This window comes from Lysobacter koreensis, assembly GCF_042677045.1.
GTDB classification, from domain to species: domain Bacteria; phylum Pseudomonadota; class Gammaproteobacteria; order Xanthomonadales; family Xanthomonadaceae; genus Lysobacter_K; species Lysobacter_K koreensis.
This window is the reverse complement of record NZ_JBHTIH010000002.1, coordinates 288,870-306,368: the sequence shown is the minus strand read 5'-3', so window position 1 is coordinate 306,368 and position 17,499 is coordinate 288,870. Positions and strand designations below refer to the sequence as shown.

Sequence of the window (17,499 nt, the reverse complement as noted above, 5' to 3'; positions counted from 1 at the left end):
GTGGTTATTGCCAATAGCGGATGAGCACGGCCAACAACACGATCAGGCCGAGGATCATCGCAAAGGCGTAGTGGTAGAGGTAACCCGATTGCGCGCGGCGCACCAGGTGCGCGACCAGATCGACCGCGCGCGCGCTGCCGTTGACCCCGGCGCCATCGATGACGTGGGTGTCGACCGCGCGCGAGGCTTTGCCCAGCGCGAGGCTGCCACCGGCGAAACCGCCGATCCACAGGTCGTCGAATCCGTACTTGTTCTCGAGCACGCGCACCGGCCAAGCGAACAGCTTGCGGGCCTTGGCCGGCAGCTCCGGTTTCCACCAGTACATGACCGTGGCAAGCGCGAAGCCAGCGAAGGCAAGCCAGAACGCGGGAGCCTGGAAGCCGTGCAGCGCGAACGCGACCGGACCGTGGAACTCCTTGGCCAGCGCGCCGACGACGTCGCGCGCGGCCGGCACGTCGATCGCGCCGAGGAAGAACGGCAACTGTTTCGCGTGGCCGAGCATGTCGGTGCCGAACAGCATCGGACCGACCGTGAAGAAACCGATGAGGATCGACGGGATCGCCAGCAGAACCAGCGGCAGCGTCACCACCCACGGCGATTCGTGCGGGGTGTGCGCGTGGTGGCCATGGTCGTCGTGACCATGCGCCTCGGCCAGCGCAGCCTCGTGCTCGCTCGAATCGGCTTCGGGCGCGACGTAGTGGTCGGGCACCGGATCGTGGAAACGCTCCTTGCCATGGAACGTCAGGTACAGCAAGCGGAAGCTGTAGAACGCGGTCACGAACGCACCGAGCAACACCGCCCAGTAGGCATAGGTCGCCACCCAGTGGTGCGCCTCATGGGCGTTGTGCGCGGCGGCCTCGATGATGGTGTCCTTCGAGTAGAAGCCGCTGAAGAACGGCGTGCCGACCAGTGCCAGGGTGCCGATCAGCATCGTCCAGTAAGTGATGGGCATGTACTTCTTCAGGCCGCCCATGCGGCGCATGTCCTGCTCGTGGTGCATGCCGATGATCACCGAGCCGGCCCCGAGGAACAGCAGCGCCTTGAAGAAAGCATGCGTCATCAGGTGGAACACGCCGGCACTGTAGGCCGACACCCCGAGCGCGACAGTCATGTAGCCCAGCTGCGACAGCGTCGAGTACGCGACCACGCGCTTGATATCGTTCTGCACGATGCCGATCAGGCCGGTCCAGAACGCCGTGGTGGCGCCGATGAACAGGATGAAGTTGAGCGCGGTCTGCGACAGCTCGAACAGCGGCGACATGCGCGCGACCATGAAGATGCCGGCGGTCACCATCGTCGCGGCGTGGATCAGCGCCGAGATCGGGGTCGGGCCTTCCATCGAGTCGGGCAGCCACACATGCAGCGGCACCTGCGCCGATTTACCCATGGCGCCAATGAACAGGCAGATGCAGATCACCGTCGCGACCGACCACTCGTGGCCGGCGAAGATCGCGATGGTGTTGCCGGCGATGGTCGGCGCGTTGGCGAACACGGTCGCGTAGTCCAGCGAGCCGAACATCAGCAGCACGCCGGCGATACCGAGCAGGAAACCGAAGTCGCCGACGCGGTTGACCAGGAACGCCTTGAGGTTGGCGAACACCGCGGTCGGGCGCTTGAACCAGAAACCGATCAGCAGGTACGAGACCAGGCCGACCGCCTCCCAGCCAAAGAACAGCTGCAGGAAGTTGTTGCTCATCACCAGCATGAGCATCGAGAAGGTGAACAGCGAGATGTAGCTGAAGAAGCGCTGGTAGCCGTCGTCCTCGGCCATGTAGCCGATGGTGTAGATGTGCACCAGCAGCGAGACGAAGGTGACGACCACCATCATCATCGCGGTCAGCTTGTCGACCATGAAGCCGACGTGGGCGTCATAGCCGGCCACCTGGAACCAGGTGTAGACGTTCTCGTTGAACGGCGCGGCGCCCTGCCCGACCAGCTGCCAGAGCACGTAACCCGACAGCACGCAGCTGGCGGCCACGCCGGCGATGGTGACGGCGTGCGCGCCTGCGCGCCCTATGCGGCGGCCGAACAGGCCGGCGAGGATCGCGCCGAGCAACGGGGCGAGGACGATCAGAAGCAGATGGAGTTTAGAGATCGCCATGAGTTATCCGTTGCGAGGTCCTGTCGTACTTCAATGCCGCCGTCCATGGCGAACCGCCATTGCTTCCGGGTTGTCCGCCCCGGCCATCCATGGCCGGGCGTTCGCCAACGCGCGAGCCAATGGCTCGCAAACGCGTTGGCTCACCCCTTCATCGAATCGATCTCGGCGACGTTGATCGTGCGCCGGTTGCGGAACAGCGTGACCAGGATCGCCAGGCCGATCGCGGCCTCGGCCGCGGCCACGGTCAGGATGAAGAACACGAACACCTGGCCGGCGGGATCGCCGAGCTGCCGCGAGAACGCCACGAAGTTGATATTGACCGCGAGCAGCATCAGCTCGATCGACATCAGCAGCACGATGACGTTCTTGCGGTTGAGAAAGATGCCGGCCACGCTGATGCAGAACAGCGCCGCGCCGAGCGCGAGGTAGTGGCCCAGGGCAATGCCTTCGCCGAGGAACATCATGGCTGGGCCTCCTCGCTGGCCGCGACTTGCGGCGGCAGCGGCTTCACCGCCTCCATCTTGACCATGCGCAGGCGGTCGCTGGAACGCACGCGCGCCTGTGCCGACGGGTCCTGGTGCTTGGCACCGACGCGGCGACGCAGGGTCAGCATCACCGCCGCGATTACCGCGATCGTCAGGATCACCGCGGCGACCTCGAACGGCAGCAGGAAGTCGGTGAACAGCGAGCGCGCCAGCCACGTGGTGTTGGGCACGTCCGCCGCCGTCACGGCCTGCGCCGCGTTGGACGCGAACGGGCTGGCCATGCTCGCCTTGGCGCCGATCAGGGTCAGCATTTCGACCAGCATCACCACCGCGACCAGCAGCCCGACCGGCAGGTAGCGCACGAAGCCCTCGCGCAAGGGCGTGACGTCGATGTCGAGCATCATCACCACGAACAGCAGCAACACCATCACCGCGCCGACATAGACCAGGATCAGCGCGATGCCAAGGAACTCGGCGCCGGCGATGATCCAGGTGCATGCCACCGAGAAGAACGTCAGCACCAGGAACAGCGCGGCATGCACCGGGTTGCGGACACTGATCACCGCCAGCGCGGACATCACGGTCGCGGCAGCGAAGGTCAGGAAGGCGATCTGGGCGAAATCCATGGCGTGCACTCAGCGGTGAATTCTTATCGAAACCGCGCGTCGGCGGCGCGGCGCTCGGCGATCTCGGACTCGAGACGGTCGCCGATCGCCAGCAACTGCGGCTTGGTGAGGATGTTCTGGCCACGCTGCTCGAAGTGATACTCGTGGATATGGGTCTCCACGATCGAGTCGACCGGGCAGGATTCCTCGCAGAACCCGCAGAAGATGCACTTGAACAGGTCGATGTCGTAGCGCGTGGTGCGGCGGCTGCCGTCCTCGCGCTTTTCCGAGTCGATCGTGATCGCCAGCGCCGGACACACCGCCTCGCACAGCTTGCAGGCGATGCAGCGCTCTTCGCCGTTCGGGTAGCGGCGCAGCGCATGGATCCCGCGGAAGCGCGGCGACTGCGGCGTCTTCTCCATCGGGTACATCAGCGTGTACTTCGGCTTGAACAGGTACTTGAGCGTCAGCCCAAGCCCCTGCGCCAACTCGATGAGCAGCAGGCTTTTCAGATAGGAAACGATGCGAGTCATGCCTGTCTCATTGCCCCGGCGTGAAGACGTTGTAGTACGCAAGCAACGCGGTCACGCAGATCCACGCGATGGTGATCGGGATGAACACCTTCCAGCCCAGCCGCATGATCTGGTCGTAGCGGTAACGCGGGAACGACGCGCGGAACCAGATGAAGCAGCTGGCGAAGAAGAACACCTTGGCCAGCAGCCACCACCAGCCATCGACCGACAGCAACGGGATGCCCAGGCCTTGGAACGGGCTGAGCCAGCCGCCGAGGAAGAACAGCGAGACCAGGAAGCTGATCAGGATCATGTTCGCGTATTCGGCGAGGAAGAACAGCGCGAACGCCGACCCCGAATACTCGACCATGTGACCGGCCACGATCTCCGACTCGCCCTCGACCACGTCGAACGGTGCGCGGTTGGTCTCGGCCACGCCGGAGATGAAGTAGATGACGAACAGCGGCAGCAGCGGCAACCAGAACCATTCGAACGCGCCGGCGTTGCCGGACTGCGCCATCACGATCTCGGTGAGGTTGAGGCTGCCGGCAGCGATCAGCACGCCGACCATCGCGAAGCCCATCGCGATCTCGTACGAGACCATCTGCGCCGCGGCGCGCATCGCGCCGAGGAACGCGTACTTCGAGTTCGATGCCCAGCCGGCGAGGATGATGCCGTACACGCCCATCGAGGTCATCGCCAGCAGGTACAGCAGGCCGGCGTTGGCGTTCGACAGCACCAGCTTCGCGTCGAACGGCACCACCGCCCACGCCGCGAATGCCGGCGCCAGCGCCAGCAGCGGCGCCAGCTTGAACAGGAAGCGCTCGGCGCGGGTCGGCTGGATCACTTCCTTGAACAACAGCTTGAACACGTCGGCGAACGCCTGCAGCACGCCCATGCCGACGTACATCGGGCCGCGGCGCACGTGCATCCAGCCGATCAGCTTGCGCTCCCAGACCACGTAGAACGCCACCGTGATGATCACCGGCATCGCGATCGCGAGGATCTTCAGCACGATCCAGGCGACCGCGCCGACGTCACCGAACGACAGCAGCCAGTCGCGGAACGGGTCGGTAATCATGCCCACCATGCTCACGCCCTCCCCGCCTTCACGCGGCCGCTGCCCAGCGGCGCGGTCGCGCCGTGCCCGCTTTCGATCCAGACGGTGCCACGTGCGACCTTGTCGCTGAGCACGACCGGCAGAGTGGCCGTGCCCGCGGCGGCGCCGAACTTGCCGGTGTCGCCTTCGGCCAGCGAAAGCGTCTCGGCATCGGCCGGATGGAGCACCGCACGCGGTGCCAGGTTGAGCGGGTGCGATTGCAGTGCAGCGCAGCGGCGCACCACCGCGTCGCTGCGGTAGATGGCGACGCTCGCGGCGATCTCGAGGCCTTCGCCCGACGCATTCGCGGCCTGGCCGGCGACCGGCTGCACCTCGCGCATCTGCATGCCATCGCGCAAGCCAGCCAGATCGGTGAACTCAAAGCCATCGGCGGCCAGTTCGCCACCCAGCGCACGCAGCACGCGCCAGCCGGCACGCGCCTCACCCGGCAGCTTGCCGCCGGCGACCGTGGCCTGCTGGCGGCCATCGAGGTTGGTCAGGGTCGCGTCGATCTCCGGCAGCAGGCCGATCGGCAGGATCACGTCGGCGATGGCCTTGGTCGAGCGGCAGGCGAAGTGGCTGAAGGCCACGACCTGCGCCGCACCCAGCGCCGTCAGCGCCGTTGCGGTGTCGGCGAAATCCAGTCCCGGCTCGATGCCGTAAACGACGTAGGCCGACCGCGGCTCGGCGAGCATCGCCCGCGAATCGCGCGTGGTCGGCAGCACACCGTAGTCGGACAGGCCGACTGCGTTCGCGCCTTGCGGGATGCGGCACAGCTTGGCGCCGGTCGCGTTGGCGAAGTCGGCGGCAGCCTGGCGGATCGCCGCGGCGTGCGGACCGTTCTCGGCGAGCGCGCCGACGATGATCGCGGCGCTGCCGGCGGCCGTCACGGCCTCGCGCAGCGCGGCGTCGCCGAGGGCGGCGGCCAGCTGCGACGGAGCGACGATCTGCTTGCCGGCGACATCGAAGGTGAAATCGAAATCGACCGGATTGACCACGTACACCTTGGCGCCACGGGTCCAGGCCTTGCGCACGCGCTGGTTCACCAGCGGCAGCTCGTGGCGCAGGTTGGCCCCGACGATGACGATCGCACCGGCGTGTTCAAGGTCGGCCACCGGCATCTCGAAGGTTTCGGCGACGGCGGCGTCGGACAGGTCGGTCTGGCCGATGCGGTGATCGAGGTTGCCGGTGCCCAGCGCGTCGGCCAGACGGGCGAGCAACGCGCCCTCCTCGTTCGAGGTCGAAGGATGCACCAGCACGCCGAGCGCATCGGCGCCGTTGTCGCGCAGGATCTTCGCGGTCTTGGCCAGCGCCTCGTCCCACGAGGCTTCGCGCCAAGCGTCGCCATCCTTGACCAGCGGATGGGTCGCGCGGTCCTGCGCGTACAAGCCCTGGTGCGCGTAGCGGTCGCGGTCAGACAGCCAGCACTCGTTCACCGCTTCGTTGTCGCGCGGCACACTGCGCAGCACTTCGCCGCGGCGAACGTGGTGGAACAGGTTGCTGCCGAGCGCGTCGTGGTAGCCGAGCGACTCGCGCGCGACCAGCTCCCACGGACGGGCCTTGAACTGGAAGACCTTGTTGGTCAGCGCGCCGACCGGGCAGACGTCGATGACGTTGCCGGACAACTCGGTGGTCAGCGGCTTGCCGTCGTAGGTGCCGATCTGCAGGTTCTCGCCGCGGTACATGCCGCCCAGCTCGTAGGTGCCGGCGACTTCCGCGGTGAAGCGCACGCAGCGCGTGCACTGGATGCAGCGGGTCATCTCGGTGGCGACCAGCGGACCCATGTCCTCGTCCGGCACCACGCGCTTGCGCTCGGCGAACCGGCTGACCGAGCGGCCGTAGCCGATCGACAGGTCCTGCAGCTCGCACTCGCCGCCCTGGTCGCAGATCGGGCAGTCCAGCGGGTGATTGACCAGCAGGAACTCCATCACGTTGCGCTGCGACTTGAGCGCTTTCTCGCTGCGCGTGGTGACCTTCATGCCGTCCATCACCGGCGTGGCGCAGGCCGGAGCGGGCTTGGGCATCTTCTCCACTTCGACCAAGCACATGCGGCAGTTCGCCGCGATGCTGAGCTTGTCGTGGTAGCAGAAACGCGGGATCGGGATGCCGGCCTTGTCGGCGGCATTGATGATCATCGAGCCCTTGGGCGCGGCCATCTCGACACCGTCGATGAAAACGGTGACGTGGTCGGGCGCCAGGTTCGGATTGACGGGTTGAGCACTCACGCCGCGACTCCTTCAGGCATAGCGACGACGGTGCCGGCGCGCTGGTCGTCGACCAGGAAGCGCTTGTTGACGATCGCGTACTCGAACTCGGCCCAGTAGTGGCGCAGGAAGCCCTGCACCGGCCACGCCGCGGCTTCGCCGAACGCGCAGATGGTGTGGCCCTCGATCTGGCCGGCGGCGGCGCGCAGCATGTGCAGGTCTTCCAGCGTGGCCTGCTTCTCGACGATGCGCGTGAGCATGCGGTACATCCAGCCGGTGCCCTCGCGGCACGGCGTGCACTGGCCGCAGCTCTCCTTGAAGTAGAAGCGCGCAATGCGCTGGCAGGCGCGGACCATGCAGGTGGTCTCGTCCATGACGATGACCGCGCCCGAGCCGAGGCCGGACCCGGCCTTCTGGATCGAGTCGTAGTCCATCGTCAGCGCCATCATCGTCTCGGCCGGCAGCACCGGCATCGACGAACCGCCCGGGATCACGCCCTTGAGGGTGTGGCCGTCGCGCACGCCGCCGGCCATCTGCAGCAACTCGGCGAACGAGGTGCCCAGGCGGATCTCGTAGTTGCCCGGCTTATTGACGTGGCCGGACACCGAGAAGATCTTTGGGCCGCCGTTGTTCGGCTTGCCCAGGTTGAGGAACCACTCGGCGCCGTTGCGGATGATCGCCGGCACCGAGGCGTAGGTCTCGGTGTTGTTGATCGTGGTCGGCTTGCCGAACAGGCCGAAGTTGGCCGGGAACGGCGGCTTGTAGCGCGGCTGGCCCTTCTTGCCTTCCAGCGACTCCATCAGCGCGGTCTCTTCGCCGCAGATGTAGGCACCCGCGCCCAGCGCGTTGTACATGTCGACGTCGACGCCACTGCCCTGCACGTTCTTGCCGAGCCAGCCGTTCTCGTAGGCCTCGGCCAGCGCCGCCTCCAGGTGCTCGAACGGCTCGTGGTGGAACTCGCCGCGCAGGTAGTTGTAGGCCACGGTCGAGCCGGTCGCGTAACACGCGATCGCCATGCCCTCGATCACCGCGTGCGGGTTGTAGCGCAGGATGTCGCGATCCTTGGCGGTGCCCGGCTCGGACTCGTCCGAGTTGCACAGGATGTACTTCTGGGTGCCGCTGCCCTTGGGCATGAAGCTCCACTTCAAGCCGGTCGGGAAGCCCGCGCCGCCGCGACCGCGCAGGCCGGACTGCTTGACCATCTCGATCACGGCCGCCGGCTCGATCTTCTCGGCCAGGATCTTGCGCCAGGCGCTGTAGCCGCCGGTCTTGAGGTAGTTCTCGTACGACCACGGCTTGTCGAAGTGCAGCGTGGTGTAGACGACGCTGTGCTCCTGCGGAGCAGGACCGACCGGGCCGTAGCCTTCGGAATAGTGACTGTGATGCGCCATCGGTCTATCGCCTCACTTCAGGCCATCAAGAATCTCGTCCACCTTGGCGGTGTCGAGCTTCTCGCGGTAATGACCGTTGACCACCACCACCGGCGCACCGCAGCACGCGGCCAGGCACTCTTCCTCGCGCTTGAGGAAGATGCGGCCATCGCTGGTGGATTCGCCCAGCTTGCAGCCCAGCCTCTTCTCGGCGTGCTTCACCAGGTCTTCGGCGCCGTTGAGCCAGCAGCTGATGTTGGTGCAGAACGCGACGTTGTGGCGGCCGACGGGCTGCGTCTCGAACATCGAATAGAAGCTCGCGACCTCGTACGCCCACACCGGCGGCAGGCCGAGGTACTTGGCCACCGCGGCAATCAGTTCGTCGGACAGCCAGCCGCCATTTTGTTCCTGCGCGGCGTGCAGGCCCTGCAGCACCGCCGAGCGCTTGCGGTCCGGCGGAAACTTGGCCAGCCAGTGGTCGATGTGCGCGCGGGTCTGCTCGGACAACGCGACCATCGGGTCGACGTGCTGACAGGCCTCGAAATTTCCGGTCGCCTTCATTCGCTCAAATTCCTAGTCGATCGGACCGCTTAGCGGTCGATCTCGCCGAATACGACGTCGTAAGTGCCGATCATCGCCACCACGTCGGCCAGCATGTGGCCCTTCACCACCTCGTCCATAGACGACAGGTGCGCGAAGCCCGGTGCCCGCAGCTTGCAGCGGAACGGCTTGTTGGCGCCGTCGGAGATCAGATAGCAGGCGAACTCGCCCTTGGGCGCCTCGACCGCCGCGTAGGTCTCGCCTTCGGGCACGCAGTAGCCTTCCGAGAACAGCTTGAAGTGGTGGATCAACGCTTCCATGTCGTCTTTCATCCCCTCGCGGGACGGCGGCGCGACCTTGAAGTTGTCGACGATCACCGGGCCGGGGTTCGCCTTCAGCCACTTCACGCACTGCTGGATGATGCGCGTGGACTCGCGCATCTCGGCCACGCGCACCAGGTAACGGTCGTAGCAGTCGCCGTTCGTGCCCAGCGGGATGTCGAAATCGACCTCGGCGTACTTCGCGTACGGCTGCTTCTTGCGCAGGTCCCAGGCGATGCCCGAGCCACGCACCATCGGGCCGGTCATGCCCCACGCCAGCGCGGTTTCCGGGCTGATCACGCCGACGCCGACGGTGCGCTGCTTCCAGATGCGGTTCTCGGTCAGCAGCGTCTCGTACTCGTCGACGCGCTTGGGGAAATCGTTGGCGAACGCCTCGAGGTAGTCGAGCAGCGAGCCCTCGCGCCATTCGTTGAAGCGCTTGAGGCTGCCGCCCTTGCGCCACGGCGATTCCTTGTACTTCGGCATCCGCTCCGGCAGGTCGCGGTAGACGCCGCCGGGACGGTAATAGGTCGCGTGCATGCGCGCGCCACTGACCGCCTCGTAGCAATCCATCAGCTCTTCGCGCTCGCGGAACGCGTACAGGAACACCGCCATCGCACCGAGATCGAGCGCGTTCGAACCGACCCACATCAGGTGGTTCAGGATGCGGGTGATCTCGTCGAACATCGTGCGGATCCACAGCGCCCGCTCCGGCGCCTCGATCCCCATCAGCCGTTCGATCGCAAGCACGTAGGCGTGCTCGTTGCACATCATCGACACGTAGTCCAGGCGATCCATGTAGCCGATCGACTGGTTGAACGGCTTGGACTCGCACAGCTTCTCGGTGCCGCGATGCAGCAGGCCGATGTGCGGGTCCGCGCGCTGCACGACCTCGCCGTCCATTTCCAGGATCAGGCGCAGCACGCCGTGCGCGGCCGGATGCTGGGGGCCGAAGTTCAGCGTGTAGTTGCGGATCTCGGCGTTGTTGAGGCCGGAAGTATTCAGGCTGGAGGTCGGGACGGCGCTCACTTCTTCACCTCGGCGCGCTGCGCGGCCTCGCCCACGGCGGTCTGGTAGCGGGCGTCATCGCGGATCACGCGCGGCACCAGCACGCGCGGCTCGATCGAAACCGGCTCGTAGACCACGCGCTGCTTCTCGGCGTCGTAGCGCACCTCGACATTGCCGATCAGCGGGAAATCCTTGCGGAACGGATGTCCGACGAAACCGTAGTCGGTCAGGATCCGGCGCAGGTCCGGGTGGCCGTCGAAGATGATGCCGAACAGGTCGAACGCCTCGCGCTCGAACCAGTTCACGCCCGGCCATACCGAGGTGAGCGAGGCCACCACCGGCATGTCGTCGTTGTCGGCGAACGTGCGCAGGCGCAGGCGCTGGTTGTGCTGGTACGACAGCAGATGCGCGACCGCGGCATAGCGGTGCTCGGGTGCCATCGCCGCGCCGTTGACCGCCTCGCCCCAGGCGAACCGGCCGGCGCCCTTGCCTTCGACGCCGCGCGAGAAACCTTCCGAGGACACGTCGGTGTCCCACTCGTCGCTGCCGTAGCTCAGGTAGTCGACGCCGCTGACGTCGACGCACTGTTCGAAGCCGAACTCATCGCGCAGCGCGCGAGCGGTGGTGAGCCAGTCGGCTGCCGGCACTTCCAGGGTAACTTCGCCGCGCGGTTCGGCCACGACGACCCGGCCCTCGGCAAAGCGCGCGCGCAGGCGCTCGGCGAACGCGCCAGCGGACATTCTTTCAGCAGGCTGGCCCATGTCAGCGCACGCCCTGCTTGTTGTCGCCGAAGTTGGTGCCGCGGCGGATCTTGCGCTGCAGCTGCAGGATCCCGTAGACCAGCGCTTCGGCGGTCGGCGGGCAGCCCGGAACGTAGACGTCGACCGGAACGATGCGGTCGCAACCGCGCACCACCGCGTAGGAGTAGTGGTAGTAGCCGCCGCCGTTGGCGCAGCTGCCCATCGAGATCACCCACTTGGGGTCGGGCATCTGGTCGTAGACCTTGCGCAGCGCCGGGGCCATCTTGTTGACCAGCGTGCCGGCGACGATCATCACGTCGGACTGGCGCGGCGACGGGCGGAACACCACGCCGTAGCGGTCCAGGTCCAGGCGCGAGGCGCCGGCGTGCATCATCTCGACCGCGCAGCAGGCCAGGCCGAACGTCATCGGCCACATCGAGCCGGTGCGCGCCCAGTTCCACAGCGTGTCGAGGTTGGTGGTGACGAAGCCCTGCTGCAGCAGCGGGTTGTCGCCTTCCGGGCGCAGGATGTCGTCGAGGCGACCTTCCGGCAGCGGGTTGTGCATGAGCCCGGAGACGGTGTCGCCGACCTTCTGGATCACTCCCATTCGAGCGCTCCCTTCTTCCAGACGTAGACGAAGCCGATCACCAGCAGCGCGAGGAACACGCCCATCTCGATCAGGCCGAACAACCCGAGTTCGCGGAACACCAGCGCCCACGGGAAGACGAAGGCGATTTCCAGGTCGAAGACGATGAACAGGATCGCGATCAGGTAGTAGCGCACGTCGAACTGCATGCGCGCGTCGTCGAACGGCGCGAAGCCGCATTCGTATGGGGAGAGCTTTTCCGCGTTCGGGCGCCGCGGCCCGAGCAGCTTGCCCACCAGCAACAGGGCGACGCCGATGCCGCTGGCGACGATCAGGAACAGCAGGGTCGGCAGGTATTCGGCCAGCACTTGTGTTCTCTCGGCTCTACGTGTGGCAGGGCCGCGTTGCCGCGGCTGTGGGCTATTGCCGCGTTTCCGCGGCCTTGGCTCGGCGGCGTCTCGGCGCCGCGCAGACGGCCCGCCGCGCGGGCCACCTTCAGTGGAGTTGTTGCGGTGTCGGTGTCGCCATGGAACGTGTTGCGGGTGTTGCTGGTTTGGTGCCCAAAGGGGGACTCGAACCCCCACGACCTAAGTCGCTACCACCTCAAGGTAGTGCGTCTACCAATTCCGCCATCTGGGCATTTAAGACTTCTGCATGCCGCTGCCAGGAGCGCAGCAGCTTGCGATCATCGCTGACCGCCACCTTGGCCATTCATCGCCACGGTGTTGAAACCAATTGTATCGGGTCGCTTCAGTTGCCCGAAGCGGGATCCGGTTTGGCGGGGGCCGCCGCTTCGGTTGCTGGTGCGGACGGTTGCGTCACCGTTGCCGCGCTGTCCGCGGCCGGCGCGACCGGAACCGTCGAGACGGGGGCAACCGCTGCCGCTGCTGGCGGAGCAACCGGCACCGCGGCGTTGCCGGCAGGCGCCGGAGCCGGGGCCGCAGGGACCTGCGACATCAAGCCCAGGTCGCGGGCATCCGGGGCCGCGGCGTTGCGCGTAGCGTTCCACGCCATGAACAGGCTGATCGCGAAGAACGCGATCGCCAGCCACTTGGTGCTCTTGGACAGGAAGTTGGACGCGCCGCGCGCGCCGAACACGGTGCCGGACGCGCCGCCGCCGAAGCCCGAGCCCGCCTGCGCACCGGCGCCGCGTTGCATCAGGATCAGCGCGATCATCGCGATCGCGATCAGCACATAGATGACGTTGAGGAACAACAGCATCAGCGAAAACTCTTCAAGATTGGGTCCACCGGACGGGTCCGATGAAGTCAGGCCGCCGCTCTCGCGATGGCAAGGAAATCGGCGGCCACCAGCGAGGCGCCACCCACCAGGCCGCCGTCGACGTCGGGCTGCGAAAACAGCGCGGCGGCATTATCGGCCTTCACGCTACCGCCGTACAAGATCGGTAGCGAGCCGGCGATTCTAGCATCGTGCGCCGCTATTTCGCTACGGATGAATGCGTGCACGGCCTGCGCCTGCTCGGGCGTGGCGGTCTTGCCGGTGCCAATCGCCCAGACCGGTTCGTAGGCGACGATCGCGCCGTCGAGCGCCATCGCACCGCCGAGCTCGAACAGCGGCTCCAGCTGCTCCTGCAGGCGCCACTCGGTCTGGCCGTTCTCGCGCTCGCCGAGCGTCTCACCGATGCACAGGATCGGGGTGAGGCCAGCGGCTTTTGCCGCGAAGAACTTGCGCGCCACCAGTTCGCTGCCTTCGTGGTGGTGCTGGCGGCGCTCGGAATGGCCGACCAGGCCGTAACGCGCACCGACATCCACCAGCATCGCCGCCGAAACCTCACCGGTGTACGCGCCCTTCTCGTTCACGCTGACGTCCTGGGCGCCAAAATCCAGGCCCTTGGCGGAATAACGCTCGACCAGGTCGCCCAGGTACGGCAGCGGCGGCAGGATCACGCGCTCGACGCCCGCGGGAGCCGCTTCGGCGGCAACGGCATCGAGCAGCGCGAAAGCGAACTGGCGATCGCCGTGCAGTTTCCAGTTACCGGCAACGATTCGGCGGCGCATCGGCCACTCCCTGAATGCGAAGGCGCGAAGTTTACAGCAGCGCACCTAGAATCCGGCCATGCCCACCCTCCAGGGACTTCCGCCGATCGCCAATGCCGACGCCTGCGTGCTGGTCCTGGGCAGCATGCCCGGTGCTGCGTCGCTGCAGGCCGGCCAGTATTACGCACACGGCCGGAACCGGTTCTGGCGGTACATGGGCGAACTGGTCGGCGCGAACCCGGCGCTGCCGTACGCAGAGCGGGTGCAACGGCTAGGCGAGGCCGGGATCGCGGTGTGGGACGTGATCGGCCAATGCCGGCGCGTGGGCAGCCTGGACAGCGCGATCCGCGACGAGACCGTCAACGATTTCGCGGAATTCCTCGCCTCGCATCCACGCGTCGGCACGGTGCTGTTCAACGGTGCCAAGGCCGAGGCGAGCTTCATGCGGCACGCCCTACCGTCACTGGCTCGCCCGGACCTCGCGTTTCACCGGCTGCCCTCCACCAGCCCGGCGAACGCCTCGCAATCCGACCAGTTCAAGTTGGATGCGTGGCGTAGCGCGCTACAGCAAGCGGGCGTCCGCCTGGCCGGATGCCAACCCGCTACTTGAGCTTGATCTCGCGCAGCCGTTCCTCGAGGTAGCCCTGCGCGGTGATCGGCTCGGGGTAGCGACTCGGGTTTTCCGGCGTGATCGTCGAGGGGAGCACGTCGATCACGAAATCCGGGTTCGGATGCAGGAAGAACGGGGTCGAATACCGCGGCTGGCGCGCCTTCTCGCCCGGCGGGTTGACCACGCGGTGGGTCGTGGACGGGTACACGTGGTTGGTCAGGCGCTGCAGCATGTCGCCGATGTTGACCACGATGGTGTCGGCATCGGCGGTGAACGGCACCCACTCGCCCTTGCGGGAGCGGACTTCCAGGCCTTCGGCGCTGGCGCCGACCAGCAGGGTGATCAGGTTGATGTCCTCGTGCGCGCCGGCGCGCTCGTTGGGGATGTCGTCGGTGGTGATCGGCGGGTAGTGGATCGGGCGCAGGATCGAGTTGCCCGAGTCGGTCTTGTCGACAAAGTAGGTCTCCGCCAGGCCGATATGCAGTGCCAGCGCGCTGAGCACGCGCGAGCCGAGCTGGTCGAGCGCCTGGTACAGCCCGTAGGCCTGTTCGCGGAACTCCGGGATCTCCTCGGGCCACAGGTTCGGCGGCATGACGTCGGCGTATTTGGAATCGCGCGGGATCTCGCGACCAACGTGCCAGAACTCCTTGAGGTCGGAGTACTGCGCGCCCTTGGCGGTCTCGACGCCGAACGGGGTGTAGCCGCGCGCGCCACCGCCGCCGGGCACGTGGTACTTGCGTTTGGCGTCCTCGGGCAGCGCGAAGAAACGCTTGAACGCCTCGTACGAGGCATCGATCTGCGCCGCCGGGATGCCGTGGCCGCGGATGCCGGCAAAACCCCATTCGCGGTAGGCCGCGCCGAGTTCGGCGACGAAGGCGTCCCGGTCTGTGTCTAAACGGCGGATGTCGAGGGTGGGGATCTGCGGGCTCATGGGCGACTCATAGGGTTTTGTATACCGGAGCTTGCTTCGCCGCTTCCGGGACGAGCCGGGCGAGCCCGGCAACACCAGGTTATTGCGCGGCCGCGCGCACCGCATCGGCCAGGCGATCGAGCGTGGATTGCATCAGGGCCGCGTCATCGGCCTCGACGGTGACGCGCACCACCGGCTCGGTCCCCGACGGGCGCAGGAAGGCGCGGCCGCGCCCGTTGACCGCCGCCTGCGCGTGCGCCAGCGCGTCCTGGACGGCCGGCGCATCGGCAGGCTTGGAGGCGCCCGCATAACGCACGTTGACGGTCTGCTGCGGCACCTTGCTGAAGCCTTCCAGCGCGGCCTTCAGCGAGACCCCGCGGCGGCGCAGCACCTCCAGCACCTGCAACGCACTGACGATGCCGTCGCCGGTGCTGGCCCGGTCCAGGCACAGCAGGTGGCCCGAGGCCTCGCCACCGAGCACGCCGTCGTGCGCGATCAACTGCTGGTGCACGTAGCGGTCGCCGACCTTGGCGCGCACGAAGCCGATGCCGCGCTGTTCGAACGCGCGTTCCAGCCCGTAGTTGGTCATCAGCGTGCCGATCACCGGCCCGCGCAGGCGGCCACTGGCGAGCCAGTCGTTGGCCAGCACGTACAGCAGGTCGTCGCCGTCGCAGACGCGGCCCTCGTGGTCGACGAACAGCACCCGGTCGCCGTCGCCGTCGAAGGCGATGCCCAGGTCGGCGGCGGTCGCGCGCACGTGCGCGGCGAGGGTCTCCGGATGCGTGGAGCCGATCCGGTCGTTGATGTTGACGCCGTTGGGATCGATTCCGATCGCATCGACAAGCGCACCCAGCTCGCGCAGCACCAGCGGCCCGAGCTGGTAGGTCGCACCGTTGGCGCAGTCCATGGCGATGCGCATGCCGCCCAGGTCGAAACCCTTCGGCACCGAGGTCTTGCAGGCCTCGATGTAGCGGCCCAGCGCGTCGCGGGTACGCACCGCCTTGCCCAGCTGCTCGGACGGCACGGTGCGGAACGGCTGCTCGAGCGCGGCCTCGATAGCCAGTTCGGTGGCGTCGTCGAGCTTCTCGCCCTCGGCGGAGAAGAACTTGATGCCGTTGTCGTGGTGCGGGTTGTGCGAGGCCGAGATCACGATGCCGCCGTCAGCGCGCATTGAGTGGGTGAGGTGGGCGACGGCCGGGGTCGGCATCGGCCCCATCAACTGCACGTCGACGCCGGCGGCGACCAGCCCGGCCTCGAGCGCGGCCTCGAACATGTAGTTGGAGATGCGCGTGTCCTTGCCGATGATCACCACCGGCTTGCGCCACTCGCGGCCCTCGTAGGCGCGGGTCAGCGCGTGGCCGTAGGCATTGCCCAGGCGCAGCACGAAATCGGCCGAGATCGCGCCCTCGCCCACCCGTCCGCGGATGCCGTCGGTGCCGAAGTACCTGCGGCTCACGCAACGACCTCGGCGTCGTCTTCGGGCTGCGGCTGTTTCATCATCAGCGCCAGCAGGTGCGACAGGCGGTCGCGCATCTCGCGGCGGTCGCAGATCTGGTCAATGGCGCCGTGTTCGACCAGGAACTCGCTGCGCTGGAAGCCTTCGGGCAGCGTCTCGCGCACGGTCTGCTCGATCACGCGTGGGCCGGCGAAGCCGATCAGCGCCTCGGGTTCGGCCATGTTGATGTCGCCGAGCATCGCGAACGAGGCCGACACGCCGCCGGTGGTCGGATGCGTCATCACCGACACGTACGGCAAGCCCGCCGCACGCAGCCGGCCGAGCGCAGCCGAGGTCTTGGCCATCTGCATCAGCGAGAACAGGCTTTCCTGCATGCGCGCGCCGCCGCTGGCGGAGAAGCTCACGAACGGGCAGCCGATCTCCAGCGCGGTCTCGGCGGCGCGCGCGAAGCGCTCGCCGACCACCGAGCCCATCGAGCCGCCCATGTAGGCGAAGTCGAACGAACACGCGACCAGCGGCCGTTGTCTCATCGTGCCGCGCAGCGCGATCAGCGCGTCGCGCTCGCCGGTGGCCTTCTGCGCCGCCTTGATGCGGTCGGAGTACTTCTTCTGGTCCTTGAACTTGAGCACGTCGACCGGGCCCAGCTCGGCGGCAATCTCGGTGGTGCTGCCAGCATCGAACAGTGCGGCCAAGCGCGCGCGCGCGCGGATCGGCATGTGGAAGTTGCACTTCGGGCAGACCTCGAGGTTCTCCTCGAGCTCGGGTCGGTACAGCACGGCGCCACAGCGGTCGCACTTTTCCCACAGGCCCTCGGGCACGCTGCGGCGCTTGCCCGCGCCCGCGCCCGCGGCGTCGGTGCGGATGCCGGTGCGGCTGCCGGATGGCATGAGTTTCTTGAGCCAGGACATCGATGCAGGGTTCCCGTGTTGAGGCAGGTGGCGGCCCGCGGCAATTCC

The 17,499-nt window shown here is 67.0% G+C and carries 18 protein-coding genes and 1 tRNA gene; 1 reads left to right on the top strand and 18 read right to left on the bottom strand.

All coding sequences use genetic code 11. The features are described 5' to 3' along the window. Positions 1 to 4: 4 nt before the first annotated feature. The 15 genes from nuoL to tpiA form a co-directional block, all read right to left on the bottom strand. Complete coding sequence (gene nuoL, locus ACFQZQ_RS01615; RefSeq protein WP_386810940.1) at positions 5 to 2,101, bottom strand: NADH-quinone oxidoreductase subunit L; 2,097 nt, start codon at positions 2,099 to 2,101, stop codon at positions 5 to 7. Positions 2,102 to 2,241: 140 nt separating this feature from the next. Beyond that, entirely contained in the window at positions 2,242 to 2,562 is a 321-nt protein-coding gene (nuoK, locus tag ACFQZQ_RS01610) for an NADH-quinone oxidoreductase subunit NuoK (RefSeq protein ID WP_386811628.1), read from the bottom strand. Continuing rightward, positions 2,562 to 3,212, bottom strand: a complete 651-nt coding sequence (locus ACFQZQ_RS01605) for an NADH-quinone oxidoreductase subunit J (RefSeq protein WP_386810939.1) — start codon at positions 3,210 to 3,212, stop codon at positions 2,562 to 2,564. The genes nuoK and ACFQZQ_RS01605 overlap by 1 nt, the downstream gene beginning before the upstream one ends. A 23-nt stretch (positions 3,213 to 3,235) precedes the next feature. After that, complete coding sequence (nuoI, locus tag ACFQZQ_RS01600) at positions 3,236 to 3,724, bottom strand: NADH-quinone oxidoreductase subunit NuoI (RefSeq protein WP_386810938.1); 489 nt, start codon at positions 3,722 to 3,724, stop codon at positions 3,236 to 3,238. Positions 3,725 to 3,731: 7 nt separating this feature from the next. After that, on the bottom strand, positions 3,732 to 4,784 hold the full coding sequence (nuoH, locus tag ACFQZQ_RS01595) for an NADH-quinone oxidoreductase subunit NuoH (protein ID WP_386810937.1): 1,053 nt from the start codon (positions 4,782 to 4,784) through the stop codon (positions 3,732 to 3,734). Between the two features lie 11 nt (positions 4,785 to 4,795). Beyond that, positions 4,796 to 7,027, bottom strand: a complete 2,232-nt coding sequence (nuoG, locus tag ACFQZQ_RS01590; RefSeq protein ID WP_386810936.1) for an NADH-quinone oxidoreductase subunit NuoG — start codon at positions 7,025 to 7,027, stop codon at positions 4,796 to 4,798. After that, positions 7,024 to 8,397 (bottom strand): NADH-quinone oxidoreductase subunit NuoF, encoded by a 1,374-nt coding sequence (nuoF, locus tag ACFQZQ_RS01585; protein WP_386810935.1) that lies wholly within the window; start codon positions 8,395 to 8,397, stop codon positions 7,024 to 7,026. Before nuoF ends, nuoG begins: the two co-directional genes overlap by 4 nt. A 12-nt stretch (positions 8,398 to 8,409) precedes the next feature. Then, positions 8,410 to 8,937 carry an NADH-quinone oxidoreductase subunit NuoE gene (gene nuoE, locus ACFQZQ_RS01580; RefSeq protein WP_386810934.1) on the bottom strand — a complete coding sequence of 176 codons (528 nt, stop codon included), beginning with the start codon at positions 8,935 to 8,937 and terminating at the stop codon, positions 8,410 to 8,412. A gap of 29 nt (positions 8,938 to 8,966) precedes the next feature. Continuing rightward, positions 8,967 to 10,265: an NADH-quinone oxidoreductase subunit D gene (locus ACFQZQ_RS01575; RefSeq protein WP_386810933.1), complete on the bottom strand. Its 1,299-nt coding sequence runs from the start codon at positions 10,263 to 10,265 to the stop codon at positions 8,967 to 8,969. Further along, positions 10,262 to 10,984 carry an NADH-quinone oxidoreductase subunit C gene (locus tag ACFQZQ_RS01570; protein WP_386810932.1) on the bottom strand — a complete coding sequence of 241 codons (723 nt, stop codon included), beginning with the start codon at positions 10,982 to 10,984 and terminating at the stop codon, positions 10,262 to 10,264. Before ACFQZQ_RS01570 ends, ACFQZQ_RS01575 begins: the two co-directional genes overlap by 4 nt. A gap of 22 nt (positions 10,985 to 11,006) precedes the next feature. Continuing rightward, on the bottom strand, positions 11,007 to 11,591 hold the full coding sequence (locus ACFQZQ_RS01565; protein ID WP_386810931.1) for a NuoB/complex I 20 kDa subunit family protein: 585 nt from the start codon (positions 11,589 to 11,591) through the stop codon (positions 11,007 to 11,009). Further along, the gene (locus tag ACFQZQ_RS01560) at positions 11,582 to 11,938 is read right to left on the bottom strand and encodes an NADH-quinone oxidoreductase subunit A (RefSeq protein WP_386810930.1); all 357 of its coding nucleotides are present in this window, start codon (positions 11,936 to 11,938) and stop codon (positions 11,582 to 11,584) included. Before ACFQZQ_RS01560 ends, ACFQZQ_RS01565 begins: the two co-directional genes overlap by 10 nt. A gap of 186 nt (positions 11,939 to 12,124) precedes the next feature. After that, positions 12,125 to 12,209 (bottom strand) — tRNA-Leu (locus ACFQZQ_RS01555). A gap of 111 nt (positions 12,210 to 12,320) precedes the next feature. Further along, positions 12,321 to 12,794 carry a preprotein translocase subunit SecG gene (gene secG / locus ACFQZQ_RS01550; RefSeq protein WP_386811627.1) on the bottom strand — a complete coding sequence of 158 codons (474 nt, stop codon included), beginning with the start codon at positions 12,792 to 12,794 and terminating at the stop codon, positions 12,321 to 12,323. Between the two features lie 44 nt (positions 12,795 to 12,838). Then, the gene (gene tpiA, locus ACFQZQ_RS01545) at positions 12,839 to 13,588 is read right to left on the bottom strand and encodes a triose-phosphate isomerase (RefSeq protein WP_386810929.1); all 750 of its coding nucleotides are present in this window, start codon (positions 13,586 to 13,588) and stop codon (positions 12,839 to 12,841) included. Positions 13,589 to 13,646: 58 nt separating this feature from the next. Here tpiA and ACFQZQ_RS01540 point away from each other — a divergent pair, with 58 nt between their 5' ends. After that, positions 13,647 to 14,177 carry a DNA-deoxyinosine glycosylase gene (locus ACFQZQ_RS01540; RefSeq protein ID WP_386810928.1) on the top strand — a complete coding sequence of 177 codons (531 nt, stop codon included), beginning with the start codon at positions 13,647 to 13,649 and terminating at the stop codon, positions 14,175 to 14,177. On the opposite strand, the gene ACFQZQ_RS01535 is transcribed toward ACFQZQ_RS01540, so the two are convergent. The 3 genes from ACFQZQ_RS01535 to accD form a co-directional block, all read right to left on the bottom strand. Continuing rightward, complete coding sequence (locus tag ACFQZQ_RS01535) at positions 14,170 to 15,108, bottom strand: isopenicillin N synthase family dioxygenase (protein WP_386810927.1); 939 nt, start codon at positions 15,106 to 15,108, stop codon at positions 14,170 to 14,172. The genes ACFQZQ_RS01540 and ACFQZQ_RS01535 overlap by 8 nt on opposite strands. Positions 15,109 to 15,187: 79 nt before the next feature. Next, entirely contained in the window at positions 15,188 to 16,543 is a 1,356-nt protein-coding gene (gene glmM, locus ACFQZQ_RS01530) for a phosphoglucosamine mutase (protein WP_386810926.1), read from the bottom strand. Then, positions 16,540 to 17,451, bottom strand: coding sequence for an acetyl-CoA carboxylase, carboxyltransferase subunit beta (gene accD / locus ACFQZQ_RS01525; RefSeq protein WP_386810925.1), 912 nt, complete (start codon positions 17,449 to 17,451; stop codon positions 16,540 to 16,542). Before accD ends, glmM begins: the two co-directional genes overlap by 4 nt. Between the last annotated feature and the right edge of the window lie 48 nt (positions 17,452 to 17,499).